Genomic DNA, 20,489 nt, shown 5'->3' with positions numbered 1-20,489 from the left:
CCCTAACCCTCTCCCCTAAACGGGGCGAGGGAACGTGCCAGACGAAACTTGAGCGGGAAAACCGAGAGGCCGCGGCATATGCCCTTCGCCCCGCGTGCGGGGAGAAGGTGCCGGCAGGCGGATGAGGGGCATTTCAAACCGGCCCGGAAAACGTATCACACGCCGTCAGCTGCCCGCTATCGAAACCGCGCTTGAACCACCTGACACGCTGCGCCGAGGTGCCGTGGTTGAAGCTCTCGGGCACCACGTAACCCTGCGAGCGCTTCTGCAGCGTGTCGTCGCCGATCTGCTGGGCGGCGTTCAGCGCCTCCTCGAGATCACCGGCCTCCAAGATGCCCTTCTGCTGCGTGTATTTGCCCCAGATGCCGGCGAAGCAATCGGCCTGCAGCTCGACCCGCACCGACATCTTGTTGGCCTCCTCTTCGCTCATGCGCTGACGGGCCTGGTTGAACTTCGGCAGGATGCCGAGCAGGTTCTGCACGTGATGGCCGACCTCATGGGCAACGACATAGGCTTCGGCAAAATCGCCCGATGCGCCGAAGCGGTCAGACAGCTCCTGGAAGAACGCCGTGTCGAGATAGACCTTATGATCTCCAGGGCAATAAAACGGGCCAGTCGCGGCAGAAGCGAAACCGCAGGCCGACTGCGTCTGGCCGGAGAAAAGCACGAGCCGAGGCTCCTCGTAATCTCGGCCCTGTGCCTGGAAAATGCCGTTCCAAGTATCCTCGGTCTCGGCAAGGACGGTACGGACGAAGGCGGTCATTTCGTCATTGGCGGGCGTTCGAGCACCGGATTCGCTCTGCTCATAACCGGGACCGCTTGACATGTCGCCGGTCTCGAGCACCTGCAGCAGATCGACACCCATCATCTTGAAGATGAAATAGATGATGACGAGGAAAATGATGGTACCGATGCTCAAGCCGCCGCCGGCGCGGCGGACGCCGCCGCCCGAGGGAAAGCTGAAACCACCACCACGGCCAAAACCGCCGCCTGAGGGACTGCCGCGACGATCTTCGATATTGTCGGACTGACGCCGGCCTCTCCATTCCATTTTCGTTCTCCCCGGCAATGCCCGTGCTTGCGCTCAAGGAATTTATATAACCGCCGACAGGAGGAATTCCAGCGGCTTCAACCGCATGCAACACAGGCGGTTGAGCAGCTCACTTTTTCCTCGGGTTTGGTTGCGCCGGTCCCTTTTCTCCGCCACTTTTACCGCCGCCATGCGACTTGCCTTGGCCCTGACGTGCCAGCTCCTTATCCACGGTCTCCCGCGAGCCTTCCGCCGGTTCCTTGTCTTTCGGATCCATCATCACAGCTCCAGTTTCTCGGCTCGAAAACTTCAGGGAGAGGATATTGTTCCCTCAGCCCGGTCGGCCGCAGCCATGCCTCGACATGCGTCTCCCATCACGTAAAGAAGATGCGTCAACCGCTTGACGCGACTCCTGCTTTCGCTCTTCCTGTTAGAAGGGGAGAATGCGGGAGGAGATGGCGATGAAGGCGGTACGTCTGCAAGCGACGGGACAGTTGCATCTTTGCGAAGTCGAAAGGCCGGCACCAGGTCCGGGTGAATTGCTCGTCCGGATCGAGGCCTGCGGCATCTGCGGCACCGACCGCCATATCTTCCACGGCGAATTTCCGTCGAAGCCGCCGGTGACGCTCGGCCATGAATTCGCAGGCATCATCGAGACGGTCGGACCGGGTGTGACCGATTTCCGCCCCGGCATGCGCGTGACCGGCGATCCGAACATTTCCTGCGGCGGCTGCGAGGAATGCCGGCGCGGCCGCGTCAATCTCTGCCGGAACCTCCGGGCGATCGGCATTCACCGCGACGGCGGCTTCGCGGATTATGTCTGCATGCCGCAAAGCCAGGCCTTCGCGCTGCCTGCCGATCTGGATCCGCTCCACGGCGCCTTCTGCGAGCCGCTCGCCTGCTGCATTCACGGCGTCGATCTCGCCGGGCTGCAAGCCGGCGCCTCGGTCATCGTGCTCGGTGGCGGCGTGATCGGCCTGCTCACCCTTCAGTTGGCCAGGCTCGCCGGCGCGACTCGCGTCGTGCTGGTGACGCGGAACCCTGGAAAACGCCGGCTGGCCGAAAGCCTCGGCGCCACGGCAACAGCGGATCCGGGCGACGGCGATATCATTGCCCGTCTCACCGACGCGGACGGACTGCTGCCCGGCGGCGCCGATGTCGTGTTCGAATGCGCCGGTGTCACGGATACCATGCAGCAGGCGCCCCGGCTTGCCCGCCGCGGCGGCAGCGCCGTCATTCTCGGCGTCATGCCGCAGGGAGCAAAGATCGAGATCGAGCCCTTCGACCTGCTGTTTCGCGAAGTCCGGCTGATAAGCTCCTTCGTCAACCCTTTCACCCATGGCCGCGCCGCCGATCTGATTGCCACCGGCAGGATCAAGGTCGAGCCGTTGATCTCCCGCAGGATCGGGCTCGCAGAAGCCCCGGAAGCGATCATCAATCCGGCGCGCGGCGGCGAAATCCGGGTGCTGGTCATCCCTGGACAGGAATAGCCATTCGCGCCTATTCGGATTCCTGTCGATTCCGCGATTTATGGGGTTCCGTTTGCAAAAACATTTGCCTATAAGCCGCTTCTAGCCTGAAAAGACCCAGCATGCGCAACCGACCCGGTGATCTCCACCCTGGCCGGCTTTCTGCGCAGCCAGACAACGGATATCGCCCATGCCGAAGCGCCAAGACATCAAATCGATCCTCATCATCGGCGCGGGACCGATCGTCATTGGCCAGGCTTGCGAATTCGACTATTCCGGCACCCAGGCCTGCAAGGCGCTGAAGGAGGAAGGCTACCGCGTCATCCTCGTCAATTCCAACCCTGCGACGATTATGACCGATCCGGGTCTCGCCGACGCCACTTACGTCGAGCCGATCACCCCCGAAGTTGTTGCCAAGATCATCGCCAAGGAGCGCCCGGACGCACTGCTGCCGACCATGGGCGGCCAGACGGCACTGAACACCGCTCTCTCCCTGAAACGCATGGGCGTGCTCGACCGCTACAATGTCGAGATGATCGGCGCCAAGCCCGCCGCCATCGACATGGCCGAGGACCGCGCGCTGTTCCGCGAAGCCATGGCCCGCATCGGCCTGGAAACGCCGCGCTCGATGCTGGCAAACGCCACCGACATCAAGGATCTCGACCGCAAGACGCACGAGGCCGAGCGCAGCAAACTGCGCGAAAGCCTTTCCGGCCCCGACCTCGACAAGGCGCTGGACGAGCTGGAAAACCAGTGGAACCTCGGCGAGAGCGACCGCAAGCAGCGCTACCTGAACCACGCCATGGCGATCGCCGCCCAGGCGCTCGACCATGTCGGCCTGCCGGCCATCATCCGCCCCTCCTTCACCCTCGGCGGCACCGGCGGCGGCATTGCCTACAACCGCTCGGAATTCTTCGAGATCGTCGGCGGCGGCCTCGATGCTTCGCCGACCACCGAGGTGCTGATCGAAGAATCGGTGCTCGGCTGGAAGGAGTTTGAGATGGAAGTCGTCCGCGACACGGCGGACAACTGCATCATCATCTGCTCGATCGAGAATATCGATCCGATGGGCGTCCACACAGGCGATTCCATCACTGTCGCCCCGGCGCTGACGCTGACCGACAAGGAATACCAGATCATGCGCAACGCCTCGATCGCGGTGCTGCGCGAGATCGGCGTCGAGACCGGCGGCTCGAACGTCCAGTTCGCCGTCAATCCGAAAGATGGCCGCCTCGTCGTCATCGAAATGAACCCGCGCGTCTCGCGCTCCTCGGCACTCGCTTCCAAGGCCACCGGCTTCCCGATCGCCAAGGTCGCCGCCAAGCTCGCTATCGGCTACACGCTCGACGAGTTGGAAAACGACATCACCGGCGGCGCGACGCCGGCCTCCTTCGAGCCGTCGATCGATTATGTCGTCACCAAGATCCCGCGTTTCGCCTTCGAGAAATTCCCCGGCGCCTCGCCTGTTCTGACCACGGCCATGAAGTCGGTCGGCGAAGTCATGGCGATCGGCCGCACCTTTGCCGAATCGCTGCAGAAGGCGCTGCGTGGCCTCGAGACCGGCCTGACCGGCCTCGACGAAATCGAGATTCCCGACTTCGAGGAAGGCGAGTCCAGCCAGAACGCCATCCGCGCCGCCATCGGCACGCCGACGCCGGACCGCCTGCGCATGGTCGCCCAGGCGCTGCGCCAGGGCCTTACCATCGAAGAGGTGCATGAAGGCTGCAAGATCGACCCCTGGTTCATCGCCGAGCTCAAGAACATCGTCGACATGGAAGCCCGCATCCGCGAGCACGGCCTGCCCAATGATGCTGCCAACCTCCGCATGCTGAAGGCCATGGGCTTCTCCGACGCGCGCCTGGCGACGCTGACCGGCAAGCGCCCGAAGGAAGTCGCGGAACTGCGCAACGGCCTGAACGTCCGTCCGGTTTTCAAGCGCATCGACACCTGTGCGGCCGAATTCGCTTCGCCGACCGCCTATATGTATTCGACCTACGAGACGCCCTTCGTCGGCGCCGCCCGCTCGGAAGCTTTGGTGTCCGACCGCAAGAAGGTCGTCATCCTCGGCGGCGGCCCGAACCGAATAGGTCAGGGCATCGAGTTCGACTATTGCTGCTGCCATGCCGCCTTCGCGCTGAAGGATGCCGGTTATGAAGCGATCATGATCAACTGCAACCCGGAAACCGTGTCGACCGACTACGACACGTCGGACCGCCTCTATTTCGAGCCGCTGACGGCCGAAGACGTGATCGAAATCCTGCGCGCCGAGCAGGAGAAGGGGCAAGTCGTCGGCGTCATCGTCCAGTTCGGCGGCCAGACGCCGCTGAAGCTTGCCGAGGCGCTCGAAAAGAACGGCATTCCGATCCTCGGCACCGCGCCTGATATGATCGACCTCGCCGAAGACCGCGACCGCTTCCAGAAGCTTCTGATGAAGCTCGACCTCAACCAGCCGAACAACGGCATCGCCTATTCGGTCGAGCAGGCCCGCCTCGTCGCCGCCGAAATCGGCTTCCCGCTTGTCGTTCGCCCGTCCTACGTACTCGGCGGCCGCGCCATGCAGATCCTGCATTCGGAGGGCCAGCTGCAGACCTACCTGCTGGACACGGTTCCGGAACTGGTGCCGGAGGACATCAAGCAGCGTTATCCCAACGACAAGACCGGCCAGATCAATACCCTGCTCGGCAAGAACCCGCTGCTCTTCGACAGCTACCTGACCCATGCGATCGAAGTCGACGTCGACTGCCTCTCCGACGGCACCGACGTCTATGTCGCCGGCATCATGGAGCACATCGAGGAAGCCGGCATCCATTCCGGCGACTCGGCCTGTTCGCTGCCGCCGCGCTCGTTGCCGGTCGAACTGCTCGACGAGCTGGAGCGCCAGGCGAAAGCCATGGCCAAGGCGCTCAATGTCGGCGGCCTGATGAACGTCCAGTTCGCCATCAAGGACGGCATCGTCTACGTGCTCGAGGTCAATCCGCGCGCTTCCCGCACCGTGCCCTTCGTCGCCAAGACCATCGGCGCGCCGATCGCCAAGATCGCCGCCCGTGTCATGGCCGGCGAGAAACTTGACGCCACCTTCGCCGCCTACGGGCCGAAGCCCGATCCGCGTAAGCTCACGCACATCGCCGTCAAGGAAGCCGTCTTCCCCTTCGCCCGCTTCCCCGGCGTCGACACGCTGCTCGGCCCGGAGATGCGCTCGACCGGCGAAGTGATCGGCCTCGACACCGATTTTGCACTGGCCTTCGCCAAGTCGCAGCTCGGCGCGGGCGTCGAACTGCCGCGTGACGGAACGGTTTTCGTCTCCGTGCGCGACGAGGACAAGCCGCGCGTGCTGCCGGCGATCCGCATCCTCGTCGAAGAAGGCTTCAAGGTGCTGGCAACTGGCGGCACCGCCCGCTTCCTCGGCGAAAACGGCATCACCGCCACCAAGATCAACAAGGTTCTGGAAGGCCGTCCGCATATCGAGGACGCCATCCGCAACCGCCAGGTCCAACTCGTCATCAACACCACCGACGGCAACAAGGCGATCTCGGACTCCAAGTCGCTGCGCCGTGCGACGCTGATGCAGAAGGTGCCCTATTACACGACGATGGCCGGCGCCGAAGCCGCCGCCCAGGCGATCAAGGCGCTGAAGGCCGGCAATCTCGAAGTGCGGCCGCTGCAAAGTTACTTCGCTTGAGACAGGGCAGCGCCACCGCTCGACGGGCAGTGGCGCGAACTCCACCGGAATCAATTTATCCGGCTGAGACCATAAGCCGCTGAACCTTCAGCATATCCACGCGAAACCGGGCCAGCTCCTCCGCCTTCAGTCGCTCGTCCGGAATGCGCAGCAGATAGGACGGATGCACCGTCACGAAGAGCGTGCGCCCTCCTTCGATCGCCATCGCCCTTCCCCTGACATCCTGCAGGCGCTCTTTGACATCGGTCAGCGCCGCAAGCGCCGTCGCCCCCAATGCGACAATCAGTTTCGGCTTGAGGAGCGCCATCTCGCGATCGAGCCACCAGCGGCAATGCTTCACCTCATTCATATTCGGCTTCTGATGGATGCGACGCTTGCCCCGCGGCTCGTATTTGAAATGCTTGACGGCATTGGTGACGTAGAGCCTCGAGCGGTCGATGCCCGCCTCCGATATCACCTGATCGAGAAGCCTGCCGGCGGGACCGACGAAGGGACGCCCGGAAATATCCTCCTGGTCGCCCGGCTGCTCGCCGACGAACATCACCTGCGCATCGCGCGGCCCCTCTCCGAATACCGTCCGCGTCGCATTTGCATGAAGCGGGCAGCGTGTGCAGACAGCGGCCTCCGCGCGCAGTGCTTCCAGCGTGCCCGCAGTAGCCGCTGGTTCTGCGGGGAGATTGCGCGCGGCCCGCTGCAAGCGGTCGTGAAACGGCAGCGACTGCGTCGCCTCCCGCGCCGCCATCTCCCGCACCTTGCTTTCGGCCGATGCAATCAAGCCAGGAATGAGGTCGGCCTCCGGCAGGTTCTTCCAGTATTTCTTCGGCATCTCCGCCTGCATCGCCTTCACCTTCAACCGCGCGGGGTTGAAGATGCTGGCATAGTAGGTTCGCCAGAGTTCGTCCGTGGCATCGGTGAGATTAGGCCTTTCGCATGGCTCGTCGGCAATCGTCAGCCGCTCGCCGTTCCAGGCCGCCGAGCCCTTGGGCGTGGCGATCAGCCAGTCCATGTCGCTGAAACGGCGCTGGAAAAAGGGAGCCGTGCGCCTGACGACATGATGGTCCGGCTCGAACCAGGCGAGGAATTTCCGACGACCTGCCGATACCGCGCCGACTTCCTTGAAACGGACGAAGGCCGTCATCTTGTGCGCGTCGCGCCGAATGTTCTTCGCCATCAGCCTGGCCCGCACAACATCCTCGTCGGAGGTCACCTCCAGCAGTTGCCGATCCAGCTGCAGCCTCCAGAGGAGACGGTACAGCAGAGAAAATCGCGCCGGATCGGAATGGCAGAGGACGGTCTCAGCAAGCTCGATGAAAGCGGGCGGCACCGTCATCGGCTTACGCGTTGTCGCAGGCGCTGGCGGCATGGCGTCCCGTTGAAACGACAGATCGGCCTCGGCGCTTTTTTCGCGCCAGTCGATCTCCTCGGGCAAGATGCCGGCTGCCGCCAAAACGCGTGCGGCATCGCGCCATTCGCCAAGATCTCCACGTCCTGCAAGCACGACCCGGCGCATCACAGCAAGGACAATTGTTCATGCTGCGGCTCGAACACGGCGCGCAGGTCCGGGCGGTCGACCAGCCGTCGCGGCGACCAGCCTTCCGCGGAGATGAAGGATTGGACTTTCTTGATCGAAACTCCGAGTCGGGAGAGATCATCAAGCCGCAGGCGACGAAAACGGCGCGCAGAGACGATCGCTTTCACGGTTTTGGTGCCGAGGCCCGGCACACGCAGCAACCGCTCGCGCTCGGCCTTGTTGATGTCGACGGGAAATTCGCCCCGGTTGGCAAGCGCCCAGGCAAGCTTCGGATCGAGATTGAGATCGAGCATGCCGTCCGCCTGGTTCGCAGTAATCTCCTCGATGCCGAAACCGTAGAACCGATAGAGCCAGTCGGCCTGGTAAAGCCGATGCTCGCGCATCAGCGGCGGCTTGATCAGCGGCAGGTTTTTCGAGGAGTCCGGGATGGGGCTGAAGGCGGAGTAATAGACGCGCCTCAGGCCATAGCTGCTGTAGAGCCGGCCGCTGCTCGCCAGAATAGTCGCGTCATTGGCCCCATCCGCCCCGACGATCATCTGCGTGCTCTGGCCGGCTGGCACGAAACGCTGGCGTTTCCCGGTCTTAAGCGTCGGTTCATCGGCAGCCTCGATCTTCGACCTGATATCCGCCATCGATCGTCTGATATTGACGGGCTTCTTTTCCGGCGCGAAACGGGAAATCCCGCTGTCGGTCGGCAGCTCGATATTGAGCGACAGCCGATCGGCATGAAGCCCCGCCTCCTCGATCAGATGCGGCGACGCCTCGGGGATCGCTTTCAGATGGATATAGCCGCGGAAATTATGCGTCACCCGCAGCTCGCGGACGATGCCGACCATCTCCTCCATCGTGTAATCGGAAGAGCGAATGATGCCGGAGGAAAGGAAGAGGCCTTCGATATAGTTGCGTCGGTAGAATTCGAGCGTCAGCCAGACGACTTCCTCCGTCGTGAAGCGTGCGCGCTCGACATTGCTGGAGGAGCGATTGACGCAATAGGCACAGTCGTAGATGCAGAAATTGGTGAGCAGGATCTTCAGAAGCGAAATGCACCGTCCATCCGGAGCATAGGCATGGCAGATGCCGGATCCCTCGGTCGAACCCAGTCCGCCGCTTGCGCTCGAATCGCGTTTCACCGTGCCGCTGGAGGCACAGGAAGCATCGTATTTTGCGGCATCGGAAAGGATGGCCAAACGTTCGGTTAGCGACTTCTTCATTAGTATGTTCACTATATGTTCCATGGCGCAAAGTCAATCCCGGCGCGGCTGCCGCTCCCCCGTTTGGCACGCATCACCCGACGTACCAGCGGGTATGCGTTTCATTTATGCGAATTTTCTGGAAATCAGCCGTGGCGATCTGCTATAAGCATGCAACTATGATTGTGGCACGGTTCCGAAGTTCCTCTTCGGGACCTGTTTTCTTTTGTGTGTGCCTGACTGTGCTGACGCAAGACGGCGGCCGCAAGGAGTGAAGGACAGAAAAATGGTTGATAAGGTACCGATGACACAGGGTGGTTTCGTCAAGCTGCAGGAAGAGCTGCGCTGGCGTCAGCAGGAGGAGCGCCCCCGAATCATCGAGGCGATCGCCGAAGCCCGTGCTCATGGCGACCTTTCCGAAAATGCCGAATACCATGCCGCCAAGGAAGCCCAGAGCCACAATGAGGGCCGCATCACCGAGCTGGAAGACCTGACGGCCCGCGCCGAGGTCATCGACCTCACGAAAATGTCCGGCGACAAGATCAAGTTCGGCGCCAAGGTGAAGCTCGTTGACGAGGACACCGAGGAAGAAAAGACCTACCAGATCGTTGGCGACCAGGAAGCCGACGTCAAGGCCGGCCGCATCTCCATCTCCTCCCCGATCGCCCGTGCGCTGATCGGCAAGGAAGTCGGCGATTCCATCGAGGTCAATGCGCCGGGCGGCTCCAAGGCCTACGAAATCCTACAGGTTTCCTGGGGCTGATCGCCCGTCAGACACGAGACCCATTCCTTGCCGGATATTCGTGACGTCGAGATCATCGCGCCCAACTTCAAGCGCCGGCTCTCCGGCGTCACGTCGACCATCGTTCAGCTCATCCCATGCCAGATCTGGCTTGGGATGCGCATAGCGACGCTCGGCCCCGGCCTGCCGGAGGGCTTGGCCAAACTGAGATGGGCGCAGCTTTTCGGGCTGTGGCGTCCGCCGGCCAGGCGACGTCACCGCGTCTGGCACGCCCGCCGCAACAATGAGATGGCCGTCGGCATCCTGCTTCGCCATGTCCTGCGCATGCCGCTGAAGCTGCTCTTCACTTCGGCGGCGCAACGCCGTCACACCGCCTATACGAAATGGCTGATCCGCCGCATGGACGCGGTGATCGCGACCAGTGACCGCTCAGGCTCCTTCCTCGAAGTGCCTCACACTGTCATCCAGCACGGCGTCGACCTTTCTCTCTTTCACCCACCGGAAACCGCCGACGACGGCATAACCGCGACCGGCCTGCCCGGCCGCTATCTCGTCGGCTGCTTCGGCCGCGTGCGCCATCAGAAAGGCACCGATCTATTCGTTAAGGCGATGATCGAGCTCTTGCCGCAGCATCCGGAATGGACAGCCGTCGTCTCCGGCCGCGTGACGGCCGAGCACACCGCCTTCGCCGAAAAGCTCAAGGCCGATGTCGCCGCCGCCGGGCTCACCGACCGCATCCTGTTTCTCGGCGAAGTGCCTGATATCAAGGTCTGGTATCGCCGCCTGACGCTCTACGTCGCCCCTTCCCGCAACGAGGGTTTCGGCTTGACGCCGCTCGAAGCCATGGCCTCGCGGACGGCCGTAGTGGCATCGGATGCGGGCGCCTATGCCGAACTCATCGCCGAGGGCGAGACCGGTTCGGTCGTGGCTGCAGGCGATGGCGAAGCGCTGACGCGGGCAATCGCCCCCTATATCGCAGATCCGGCGCTGGCGATCGTGCATGGCGAGAATGCATTGCGTCATGTCCGGGCGAATTTCGCGCTGGAGAAGGAAGCAAAAGCGATTGGCGCTGTTTACGATCGCCTTCTCGGCGACAACAGTGGTTAAAGCCGAAACGGGAAACTGCCTGCTGAAAAAGCCGGCCAACTTCTCCTTCGTCATGCTCAGGCTTCCCGACCATCTGCCTCCGTTTGATAGGGCAGCAGATCCTTCGGCACAACAAGGCCGAGGATGACGTCGACTAGAGAACGAGAGTTATCAACGAGCGAACGGCCCATCGGATGACGGGCCGCTGCAAATATCCAAGAATGGCGAACAGGTCGGCCTGTTATTCCGCCGGCTGAAGTCCGGCAGCCGGAGCGCCCTGTTCTGCCTGGCCGCCCAGCGCTCTGGCGAGCTGCGCCGTATCCAGCTCGTTTTCCCAACGGGCAACGACGATCGTCGCGACCGCATTGCCGACGAGGTTGGTCAGCGCCCGGCACTCCGACATGAAGCGATCGATGCCGAGGATGAGCGCCATGCCGGCGACCGGCACGGAGGGCACGACGGAGAGCGTCGCGGCAAGGGTGATGAAGCCGGCGCCGGTGATGCCGGCAGCACCCTTGGAGCTCAGCATCGCTACCAGCAGCAGCAGGATCTGGTCACCCCAGGAGAGATTGATGCCGGTCGCCTGGGCAATGAAGAGGGCTGCCAGCGTCATGTAGATATTGGTGCCGTCGAGGTTGAAGGAATAGCCGGTGGGGATGACGAGGCCGACGACCGAGCGCTTGCAGCCGGCCTTTTCCATCTTGTTCATCAGTCCCGGAAGTGCGGCTTCGGAAGACGAGGTGCCGAGAACCAGCAGCAATTCTTCCTTGATGTAGCGCAGCAGCGCCAGGATCGAGAAGCCGTTATAGCGGGCGACGGCGCCGAGCACGACAAGGACGAAGAGCAGCGAGGTGAGGTAGAAGGTGCCGATCAGCATGGCGAGGTTGGCGATCGATCCGACGCCGTACTTGCCGATCGTGAAGGCCATGGCGCCGAAGGCGCCGATCGGGGCGGCCTTCATCAGGATGGCAACGAGCTTGAAGACGGGGGCCGTCAGGGCGTTGAGGAAATTGACGACCTGCTCGCCCTTTTCGCCAACCATGGCGAGCGCGATGCCGAAGAGCACCGAGAAGAACAGCACCTGCAGAATATCGCCATCGGCAAAGGCGCCGACGATCGTCGACGGGATGATATTCGTCAGGAAGCCGACGATGCTCTGCTCATGCGCCTTATCGGCAAAGGTGGCGACGGCCTTCGGGTCGAGGGATGCCGGATCGATGTTCATGCCGGCGCCGGGCTGGACGACGTTGGCGACGATCATGCCGATGACGAGCGCCAGCGTCGAGAAGGTCAGGAAGTAGAGCATCGCCTTGCCAGCGACGCGGCCGACCTTCTTCAGGTCGCTCATGCCGGCAATGCCGGTGGCCACCGTCAGGAAGATGACCGGCGCGATCACCATCTTGACGAGCTTGATGAAGGCATCGCCGAGCGGCTTCAGCTGGGTGCCGAGGTCGGGATAGAAATGACCGAGAATGATACCCGCAGCGATAGCGGCGAGAACCTGGACGTAGAGATGGGAATAAAAGGGCTTCCTGCCCTTGCTGTCTGCGACTGTATCGAGTGGTGCTGCGATCATGATTTCCTCCTAAAGGCTCGTCCGGAACGAACTCCGGCCTCCCGAGCCGTTCGCTTCAATCCAACAGCTCAGCCGTTGTTGCCATCTCTTTCGCAAGCGCCGTGCCAGTTTCGCGCCACCTTTTTAGAGCCTTGTATTTCCAGCATAAAATCTTTCTGTAGGCCGTTGGCTCGTTCAGGAGATGCGAAAAGCCACACAAATCTATTTGCGTCTCGTGCGGAAAAATGCACAAATCCCCCATGTCCTTGTCAGTCTCGCAAAGGCCTTGGCCCGCCTTGCCCTTGCAGCACCGCATCCGCCGGATGTGGTGGGCCTATGCAGTGCTCGCCCTCTCGGCCATCGTCGCAAGCCTCTGGGTCAGCGGCGAGATCGGCCGGCGCCGGGCGGAGGCTGCCCTGGAGGAACAGGCCCGCAACGATGCGAGGATGAACGTGGCGCTGCTGCGCACCGTCCTCGAAAAATACCGGGCGCTGCCCTTCGTGCTGTCGCAAGATGCCGCGCTCGCCGCCGCCCTGGCTGGACGCGACGCCGGCACGTTCGAGCAGTTGAACCGGAAGCTTGAGACACTGGCCGCCGGCACGAAGGCCGCCGTCATCTATGTCATCGACAAGAACGGAATCGCGGTTTCAGCCAGCAACTGGCGCGAACCGACGAGCTTCGTCGGCAACGACTATCGTTTCCGCGAGTATTTTCAGGGCGCTGTCGCTCGAGGGCAGGCAGAGCATTTCGCGCTCGGCACCGTCAGCAAGAAGCCCGGCCTTTATATTTCCGAGCGGATATCAGGCGATGACGGTCTCCTGGGCGTCGTCGTCGTCAAGGTCGAATTCGACGATATCGAGACGGATTGGAATGGCTCGGGCGCCCCGTCCTACGTCATCGACGATCGTGGCATTGTCCTCATCACCAGCATTCCCTCCTGGCGGTTCATGACGATCGGCCGTATCGCCGAGGATCGGCTGACGGCGATCCGCGAGAGCCTTCAATTCGGCGACGCGCCGCTTCAGCCGCTGCCGCTCGATATCATCAGTCACCTAGGCGACAGGCTTGATGTCGTCGAGATCGTCACGCCCGGCGGCGCGGGAAAAACCAGCTTTCTCGATGTGGGGATGCCGATCCCTGCGACCGGCTGGCATCTGCAGCATCTTGTTGCATTGGGGCCGTCCATCGATGCCGCGGTCCGCGAAACGCGCATGCTGGCGCTGCTCTTGCTTTTGCCGCTGCTGGCGGGCGCAGCCTTCCTCTTGCGCCGCCGCCAGACGACCACCCTTCGAATTTTCAGGGAGCAGCAGGCGCGCGAAGAACTGGAACGGCGCGTGGCCGAACGGACGCTTGATCTCAGCCAGGCGCGGGATCGGCTGCAGGCCGAGATCGCCGGTCACCGCAGCACCGAGCAGAAGCTGCAGGCCGTGCAGCAGGATCTGGTGCAGGCCAACCGGCTGGCAATCCTGGGCCAAGTGGCCGCCGGCGTCGCCCACGAGATCAACCAGCCGGTGGCGACCATCCGCGCCTATGCGGACAATGCCCGCACCTTCCTCGACCGCGGCCAGACGGCGCCCGCCGGTGAAAATCTTCAGAACATCGCCGCTCTGACGGAGCGCATCGGCTCGATCACCGAGGAGCTGAAGAGCTTCGCCCGCAAGGGCCGCGGCAGCGCCGAGCCGACAGGCCTGAAGGACGTCATCGAGGGCGCGGTGATGCTGCTGCGTAGCCGATTTGCCGGACGCATGGATACGCTCGACATCGAGCTGCCGCCGGCCGAACTGCAGGTCATGGGCAGTAGGATCCGTCTCGAGCAGGTGCTGATCAACCTGCTTCAGAATGCGCTGGAGGCCGTGGCCCCGAAAGCCGACGAGGCGCGCGTCGAGGTCAGGACATCGAATGACCAGGAGATCGTGACGCTGACGGTCGCCGACAACGGCCCCGGCATTTCGCCCGATATCCGCAAGGGCCTGTTCACGCCCTTCAACACCTCGAAGGAAAAAGGTCTCGGCCTGGGCCTCGTTATCTCCAAGGATATCGTCGGCGATTACGGCGGCCGGATGGAGGTGGAGAGCGATGGCAGCGGGACAAGGTTCATCGTTCATCTGAGGAGGGCCTGATCATGGCCACACCGATGCCCGTTGCGCTGATCGACGACGACAGGGATCTGCGCCGTGCCACCGCCCAGACCCTCGAACTCGCCGGCTTCTCCGTCTCGGCCTATGACGGCGCGAAAGCCGCCCTGGAGGAACTAACGGTCGATTTTGCCGGCCCCGTCGTCACCGATATCCGCATGCCCGAGATCGACGGGCTGCAGCTGTTCGCCACGCTGAAGGGCATGGACGGCGACCTGCCGGTGATATTGATGACCGGCCACGGCGATATTCCGATGGCCGTTCAGGCCATCCAGAACGGCGCCTATGATTTCATCGCCAAACCCTTCGCTGCCGATCGGCTCGTGCACAGCGTACGCCGCGCAGGCGAGAAGCGGCAGCTTGTTCTGGAAAACCGCGCGCTGCGCCGGGCCGCCGAAGACGCGCAGGAGACTTTGCCACTGATCGGCCAGACGCCTGCCATGGAAAACCTGAGGAAAATTCTGCGCCACATCGCCGATACCGATGTCGACGTGCTGGTCGCCGGCGAAACCGGCAGCGGCAAGGAAGTCGTCGCCCAGATCCTGCATCAGTGGAGCCACCGCCGGAAGGGCAATTTCGTGGCGCTGAACTGCGGGGCACTCCCCGAAACCGTCATCGAAAGCGAACTGTTCGGCCACGAGGCCGGCGCCTTTACCGGCGCGCAGAAGCGCCGTATGGGCCGCATCGAGCATGCAAGCGGCGGCACGCTTTTCCTCGACGAGATCGAAAGCATGCCTGTCGCCACGCAGGTCAAGATGCTGCGCGTGCTTGAAATGCGCGAGATCACCCCGCTCGGCACCAACGAGGTGCGCCCGGTCGATCTGCGCGTCGTCGCGGCCGCCAAGATCGACCTTGGCGACCCCGAGGTGCGCGGCGATTTTCGTGAGGACCTCTATTACCGGCTGAATGTCGTGACGATTTCGATTCCGCCGCTGAGGGAACGCCGCGACGATATTCCGCTGCTGTTTTCCCACTTTACCGCCCGCGCCGCCGAGCGCTTCCGCCGCGATGTGCCGCCGCTTTCGGAGGCGGTTCGCCACCACCTTGCCACCCATTCATGGCCAGGCAACGTCCGCGAACTCTCCCACTATGCCGAACGCGTGGTGTTGGGCCTCGAAGGCAGCGCAGACCCATCCTCTCCCCCGCAGCCGACCGGCGGCACGCTGCCCGAGCGGCTGGAGCGCTACGAGGCGGAAATCATCCGCGACGCACTCGCCAGCAACAACGGCGACGTGCGCCGCACCATCGAGGCGCTCGGCATTCCGAGAAAGACCTTTTACGACAAGCTGCAGCGCCACGGCATCCACCGGGGCGGCTACGCCTCGCGCAAATAGCCATGTCGCGCAAAAGTGTGCAGCGGTTTTGCGGCAACGACATGGGTAAAAGCAAAACCTAAAGCGCAACGAGCGAATCTGAAAGATCGCGACGCGCTTTAGGTTGTTTCAGACTTCGACCAATCCGAGCTTCTTTACCTGCCGGATCGTCAGCATGGTGCGCACGGTGTCGACATGCTCGTTCGCCGTCAGAATCTCTATGACGAAATCCTGGAAATGGGTGAGATTCTCCGCCACGCAATGCAACAGGAAATCGCTGTCGCCCGAGACCATCCAGGCCTGACGCACCAGCGGCCATTCGGTGGTGGCGGCGGCAAACGCCTTGAGATTGCCTTCCGACTGGTGTTTGAGCCCGACCATGCAGAAAGCGACCAGATCGAAGCCGAGCTTCGGGCTGTTCAGCATGGCGTGATAGCCTTCGATGATCCCGGCTTCCTCGAGTTTGCGGACCCGGCGCAGGCAGGGCGGCGCCGAGATGCCAACGCGATCGGCGAGTTCGACATTGGTCATGCGGCCATCGGCCTGCAGCTCCCGCAGGATCTTTATGTCGATGACGTCGAGTTCCGTGCGACCCACATCGCGGCCTTTCTTTAATTCGTAGCGGCGAGCTTCTATATAAAGCGGCGAAATACGCAAGAAAGTTTCAAGCCGATGACGGAATCTTGCACAACAGCGTGATTTGCCTTGTTGGTAATGCAAGGCTGCCCTTGAATAATAGCATTGGACGTTCATAAATGGCGCATGGACCGCGAAACGGCCGCAATCGCCTTTTAGCCGCCGCCCTCCTGCCAGTCGAAAGGAAATGACATGCCCGCCCGCCATACGAAGGTGCTCATCATCGGTTCCGGACCCGCCGGCTATACCGCCGCGGTCTATGCCGCGCGCGCCATGCTGAAACCGGTCCTGATCGCCGGTCTCGAACAGGGCGGCCAGTTGATGATCACCACCGATGTCGAGAATTATCCGGGCTTTGCCGATCCGATCCAGGGCCCCTGGCTGATGGACCAGATGCTGCAGCAGGCAAAACATGTCGGCGCCGAGATCGTCAACGACCTCGTAACCGAAGTCGACCTGAACCAGCGTCCCTTCGTCGCCCGCACCGACAGCGGCCAGGTCTGGACCGCTGATACGCTGATCATCGCCACCGGCGCCAAGGCGAAGTGGCTGGGCATCGAAAGCGAGCAGCATTTCCAGGGCTTCGGCGTTTCCGCCTGCGCTACCTGCGACGGTTTCTTCTATCGCAACAAGGACGTCATCGTGGTCGGTGGCGGCAACAGCGCCGTCGAAGAAGCGCTCTATCTCTCCAATATCGCGAAGTCGGTCACATTGGTGCACCGCCGCGACTCCTTCCGCGCCGAGAAGATCCTGCAGGAGCGCCTGTTCGCCAAGGAAAACGTCAAGGTGCTGTGGAACACCGAGGTCGCCGAAATCACCGGTACCCCGGCCAAGCCGCCGATGCCGCAATCGGTGACTGGTGCGCGTCTGCGCGACGTCAGAACCGGTGCGATTACCGAAATGCCGATCGACGGCGTCTTCGTCGCCATCGGCCATGCCCCGGCAACCGAGCTTTTCAAGGGCAAGCTGAAGCTGAAGGACAATGGCTACCTCTGGACCGCGCCGGATTCGACCGCGACCAGCCTGGAGGGGGTCTATGCCGCCGGCGACGTGACCGACGATACGTTCCGCCAGGCAATCACCGCCGCCGGCTTGGGGTGCATGGCAGCGCTCGAAGCCGAGCGATATCTGACGGGCCACATGCCTATCGCCGTGGCTGCGGAGTAAGACCGGCATGAGGGGTGGGGGAATGCCATTGGATTGGGACAAGCTGCGTATCTTTCACGCAGCTGCCGAGGCGGGTTCGTTCACGCATGCGGCGGACAAACTGCATCTGTCCCAATCCGCCATCAGCCGCCAGGTCAGCGCGCTGGAGCAGGATGTCGGTACCAAGCTGTTTCACCGCCACGCGCGCGGCCTGATCCTGACGGAACAGGGCGAGTTGCTCTACCGCACCGCTCATGACGTGCTGCTGAAGCTCGAAACTGTGAAGATGCAGCTCACCGAGACGACCGAGACACCGTCCGGCAAGCTGCGTGTCACAACGACGGTCGGCCTCGGCCAGGGTTGGCTCACCGACAAGATCCAGGAATTCCTGCAGCTTTATCCCGACGTTCAGATCCAGCTGATCCTCGACAACGAGGAAGTGGATGTGAATATGCGCCATGCCGACTGCGCGATCCGGCTGCGCCAGCCGCAGCAATCCGACCTCATCCAGCGCAAGCTCTTCACCGTGCACATGCACGTCTATGCGGCCCCCTCCTATATCAATCGCCATGGCGAACCACAGAAGATCGAGGATCTCGACAATCACCGTATCATCACCTTCGGCGAGCCGGCGCCGAGCTACCTGCTCGACGTCAACTGGCTCGAAGTCGCCGGCCGCTCCTCCGACAACAAGCGCATCCCGCATCTGCAGATCAACAGCCAGACCTCGATCAAGCGCGCCTGCCTGCTCGGAATCGGCGTCGCCTGCCTGCCGGACTATATCGTCGGCCGCGACCCTGGCCTGATTCAGCTGCCGATCAATGCCGACGTGCCGTCTTTCGACACCTATTTTTGCTATCCCGACGAGATCAAGAATGCCGCCAAGCTGAAGGCTTTCCGCGATTTCATCGTCAGCAAAGCGAGAAACTGGAACTTTTGAGCCAGTTTTATGGAATGATTTCCATACTATGCATTGCGTGCATGACTGGCATGCACAAATGAGGGTTGCCGTTTGCCCATTAAACCACCATATCGCACATAGCTGATGCACATGGTGGCTTTTCCTCCCAGTTCCACCGCATTAGCTGTTCCCCTCTGGAGGTTTTTGAACCTTCACAATTATAAGGGCCCTGGTTTTCCAGCGGCCCTCTTTTTTTGCCTTGCCGCTTCGAGAAATGCCGCGCCGCAAAAAAATTGTGCGGCGCATAGCAGGCATGCACAAAAAAGCATTGAAACCTGCCTAAGGAAGCACCATATCCAATCCAGCTGATGCATTTCGTGGTTTCTCTCCCAGTTCCACCGCATTAGCTGTTCCCCTCTGGAGGTTATTGACCTTCACAATTCAAAGGGCCCTGGTTTTCCGGTGGCCCTCTTTTTTTGCCCAAAATTTGCCCAATCAACAAAAGCTGCCGCCTCACGTCTCCGTGATTTGCATATCGGCATCCCACGATCAATATATCGTTCAAACACGATTTATAGTTCGGTAAGCGACGATGGACAAAGACGAGATCATCAAGGCTCTCGCCCACCCTACCCGGATGGACATTCTGAGCTGGCTGAAGAATCCCGCGGAACATTTCCCCACGCAGGAGCATCCCTTTGAAATGGGCGTCTGCGCCAGCCAGTTCGAGCGTTGCGGCCTATCTCAATCCACCGTCTCGGCTCATCTCGGAACCCTGCAGCGCGCCGGCCTCGTCACCACGAAACGTGTCGGCCAGTGGATCTTCTACAAGCGCAACGAAGAAACGATCGCTGCTTTCCTCAAGCAGCTGACACGGGATCTCTAGAATGCCCCTCGCCCTTCTCGTCCTCGCCTTGAGCACCTTTGCGATAGGCACGACCGAATTCGTCATCATGGGTCTGCTGCCGGAAGTCGCCGCCGATCTCTCGGTGACCATCCCGCAAGCCGGACGGCTGGTGACGGGTTATGCGCTCGCGGTCGCGATCGGCGCACCCGTCATGGCAATTTCGACAGCGAAGCTGAAGCGCCGCATCGCCCTGATTGCGCTGATGGCCTTCTTCATCGCCGGCAACCTGCTTTGCGCTCTGGCGACCGATTATTGGGTGCTGATGATCGCTCGCATCGTGACCGCGCTCTGCCACGGCGCCTTCTTCGGCATCGGCTCGGTCGTCGCCGCCGGCCTGGTCGCCGAAGACCGCAAGGCCCGCGCCGTCGCGCTGATGTTCACCGGCCTGACCCTTGCCAACGTCCTCGGCGTGCCGCTCGGCACCGCGATCGGCCAGGCCTATGGCTGGCGCGCCACGTTCGGCGTCGTCACCGTCATCGGCACCGTCACCATTCTTGGCCTGATCGCCATCCTGCCGAAGGACAAGAAGCAGCAAACCGGTAGCATCCTGCGCGAGATTGCGGCACTCAGGAATGGCGGCCTTTGGCTGGCGCTTTCCACCACCGTCTTCTTCGCTGCCTCGATGTTCGCCCTCTTCACCTATATCGCGCCGCTCCTGCGTGACGTCACCGGCGTTTCGCCTGAGGGCGTCACCTGGACGCTGTTCCTGATCGGCCTCGGGCTGACTGTCGGCAATCTCATCGGCGGCAAGCTTGCCGATTGGCGGCTCGGCGTCACACTTGCCGGCGTCTTCGCCGCCGTCGCCGTCACTTCGATCGCCTTCAGCTATACGAGCCGTTTCTTCATCCCGGCTGAAATCACCCTCTTTCTCTGGGCGACCGCAAGCTTTGCCGCCGTGCCGGCGCTGCAGGTCGGCGTCGTCGGTTTCGGCAAGGATGCGCCGAACCTCGTCTCGACGATCAATATCGGCGCCTTCAACACCGGCAATGCGCTCGGCGCCTGGGCGGGCGGCCTGGTCATCGATGCCGGCTTCGATCTCACCCGCGTTCCGCTCGCCGCAGCCCTGATGGCCCTGATCGGCCTGGGTGCGACGGCGCTCACCTATCTCTCCGCCAGGGGCCGAGCTGCGCTTGCCCTCGCAGAGTGATCCTCCCGCAAAAGAAAGGACC

Annotated in this window: 16 protein-coding genes; 10 read left to right on the top strand and 6 right to left on the bottom strand. The window is 62.2% G+C overall.

Annotated elements, in window-relative coordinates; genetic code table 11:
- Positions 1–133 precede the first annotated feature (133 nt).
- Together HJB91_RS18605 and HJB91_RS18600 are read right to left on the bottom strand one after the other, a co-directional pair.
- On the bottom strand, positions 134–1,051 hold the full coding sequence (locus HJB91_RS18605) for a neutral zinc metallopeptidase (RefSeq protein WP_221155686.1): 918 nt from the start codon (positions 1,049–1,051) through the stop codon (positions 134–136).
- Between the two features lie 109 nt (positions 1,052–1,160).
- Positions 1,161–1,310: a hypothetical protein gene (locus HJB91_RS18600; protein WP_221146992.1), complete on the bottom strand. Its 150-nt coding sequence runs from the start codon at positions 1,308–1,310 to the stop codon at positions 1,161–1,163.
- Positions 1,311–1,491: 181 nt separating this feature from the next.
- Here HJB91_RS18600 and HJB91_RS18595 point away from each other — a divergent pair, with 181 nt between their 5' ends.
- Together HJB91_RS18595 and carB are read left to right on the top strand one after the other, a co-directional pair.
- Positions 1,492–2,520: a zinc-dependent alcohol dehydrogenase family protein gene (locus HJB91_RS18595; protein ID WP_221155685.1), complete on the top strand. Its 1,029-nt coding sequence runs from the start codon at positions 1,492–1,494 to the stop codon at positions 2,518–2,520.
- Positions 2,521–2,689: 169 nt separating this feature from the next.
- Positions 2,690–6,178 carry a carbamoyl-phosphate synthase large subunit gene (carB, locus tag HJB91_RS18590; RefSeq protein WP_210630519.1) on the top strand — a complete coding sequence of 1,163 codons (3,489 nt, stop codon included), beginning with the start codon at positions 2,690–2,692 and terminating at the stop codon, positions 6,176–6,178.
- Between the two features lie 55 nt (positions 6,179–6,233).
- Here the strand turns inward: carB and HJB91_RS18585 are convergent, their stop codons facing one another.
- Complete coding sequence (locus HJB91_RS18585; protein ID WP_210630518.1) at positions 6,234–7,688, bottom strand: UdgX family uracil-DNA binding protein; 1,455 nt, start codon at positions 7,686–7,688, stop codon at positions 6,234–6,236.
- Entirely contained in the window at positions 7,688–8,920 is a 1,233-nt protein-coding gene (locus HJB91_RS18580) for a putative DNA modification/repair radical SAM protein (protein ID WP_221155689.1), read from the bottom strand. Before HJB91_RS18580 ends, HJB91_RS18585 begins: the two co-directional genes overlap by 1 nt.
- A gap of 265 nt (positions 8,921–9,185) precedes the next feature.
- On the opposite strand from HJB91_RS18580, the gene greA reads away from it, so the two are divergent.
- Both greA and HJB91_RS18570 read left to right on the top strand, forming a co-directional pair.
- Entirely contained in the window at positions 9,186–9,662 is a 477-nt protein-coding gene (greA, locus tag HJB91_RS18575; RefSeq protein ID WP_004672775.1) for a transcription elongation factor GreA, read from the top strand.
- Between the two features lie 27 nt (positions 9,663–9,689).
- Entirely contained in the window at positions 9,690–10,748 is a 1,059-nt protein-coding gene (locus HJB91_RS18570; protein ID WP_210630517.1) for a glycosyltransferase family 4 protein, read from the top strand.
- 220 nt (positions 10,749–10,968) lie between these two features.
- Here the strand turns inward: HJB91_RS18570 and HJB91_RS18565 are convergent, their stop codons facing one another.
- Positions 10,969–12,303, bottom strand: coding sequence for a dicarboxylate/amino acid:cation symporter (locus HJB91_RS18565; protein ID WP_210630516.1), 1,335 nt, complete (start codon positions 12,301–12,303; stop codon positions 10,969–10,971).
- Positions 12,304–12,527: 224 nt separating this feature from the next.
- Here HJB91_RS18565 and HJB91_RS18560 point away from each other — a divergent pair, with 224 nt between their 5' ends.
- Positions 12,528–14,402, top strand: coding sequence for an ATP-binding protein (locus HJB91_RS18560; RefSeq protein WP_221155684.1), 1,875 nt, complete (start codon positions 12,528–12,530; stop codon positions 14,400–14,402).
- Positions 14,403–14,404: 2 nt separating this feature from the next.
- Positions 14,405–15,751 carry a sigma-54 dependent transcriptional regulator gene (locus HJB91_RS18555; protein WP_221155683.1) on the top strand — a complete coding sequence of 449 codons (1,347 nt, stop codon included), beginning with the start codon at positions 14,405–14,407 and terminating at the stop codon, positions 15,749–15,751.
- A gap of 108 nt (positions 15,752–15,859) precedes the next feature.
- Here HJB91_RS18555 and HJB91_RS18550 read toward each other — a convergent pair whose 3' ends face one another.
- Positions 15,860–16,327 carry an Lrp/AsnC family transcriptional regulator gene (locus HJB91_RS18550; protein ID WP_064695956.1) on the bottom strand — a complete coding sequence of 156 codons (468 nt, stop codon included), beginning with the start codon at positions 16,325–16,327 and terminating at the stop codon, positions 15,860–15,862.
- A 231-nt stretch (positions 16,328–16,558) separates the two neighbouring features.
- On the opposite strand from HJB91_RS18550, the gene trxB reads away from it, so the two are divergent.
- The 4 genes from trxB to HJB91_RS18530 all read left to right on the top strand — a co-directional run bounded on the left by trxB (position 16,559) and on the right by HJB91_RS18530 (position 20,467).
- A complete protein-coding gene (gene trxB / locus HJB91_RS18545; RefSeq protein ID WP_210630513.1) occupies positions 16,559–17,533 on the top strand; it encodes a thioredoxin-disulfide reductase in 975 nt (324 codons plus the stop codon).
- A gap of 22 nt (positions 17,534–17,555) precedes the next feature.
- Positions 17,556–18,452, top strand: coding sequence for a LysR family transcriptional regulator VtlR (locus HJB91_RS18540; protein ID WP_085778879.1), 897 nt, complete (start codon positions 17,556–17,558; stop codon positions 18,450–18,452).
- A gap of 553 nt (positions 18,453–19,005) precedes the next feature.
- A complete protein-coding gene (locus HJB91_RS18535) occupies positions 19,006–19,299 on the top strand; it encodes a helix-turn-helix transcriptional regulator (protein ID WP_210630512.1) in 294 nt (97 codons plus the stop codon).
- Position 19,300: 1 nt separating this feature from the next.
- Positions 19,301–20,467 carry an MFS transporter gene (locus HJB91_RS18530; RefSeq protein WP_221155682.1) on the top strand — a complete coding sequence of 389 codons (1,167 nt, stop codon included), beginning with the start codon at positions 19,301–19,303 and terminating at the stop codon, positions 20,465–20,467.
- Positions 20,468–20,489: the final 22 nt, after the last annotated feature.

This window comes from Rhizobium sp. NLR10b (assembly GCF_019685435.1).
In the GTDB taxonomy this organism is placed as follows: Bacteria; Pseudomonadota; Alphaproteobacteria; order Rhizobiales; family Rhizobiaceae; genus Rhizobium.
This window is presented reverse-complemented; position numbering and strand designations above follow the sequence as displayed.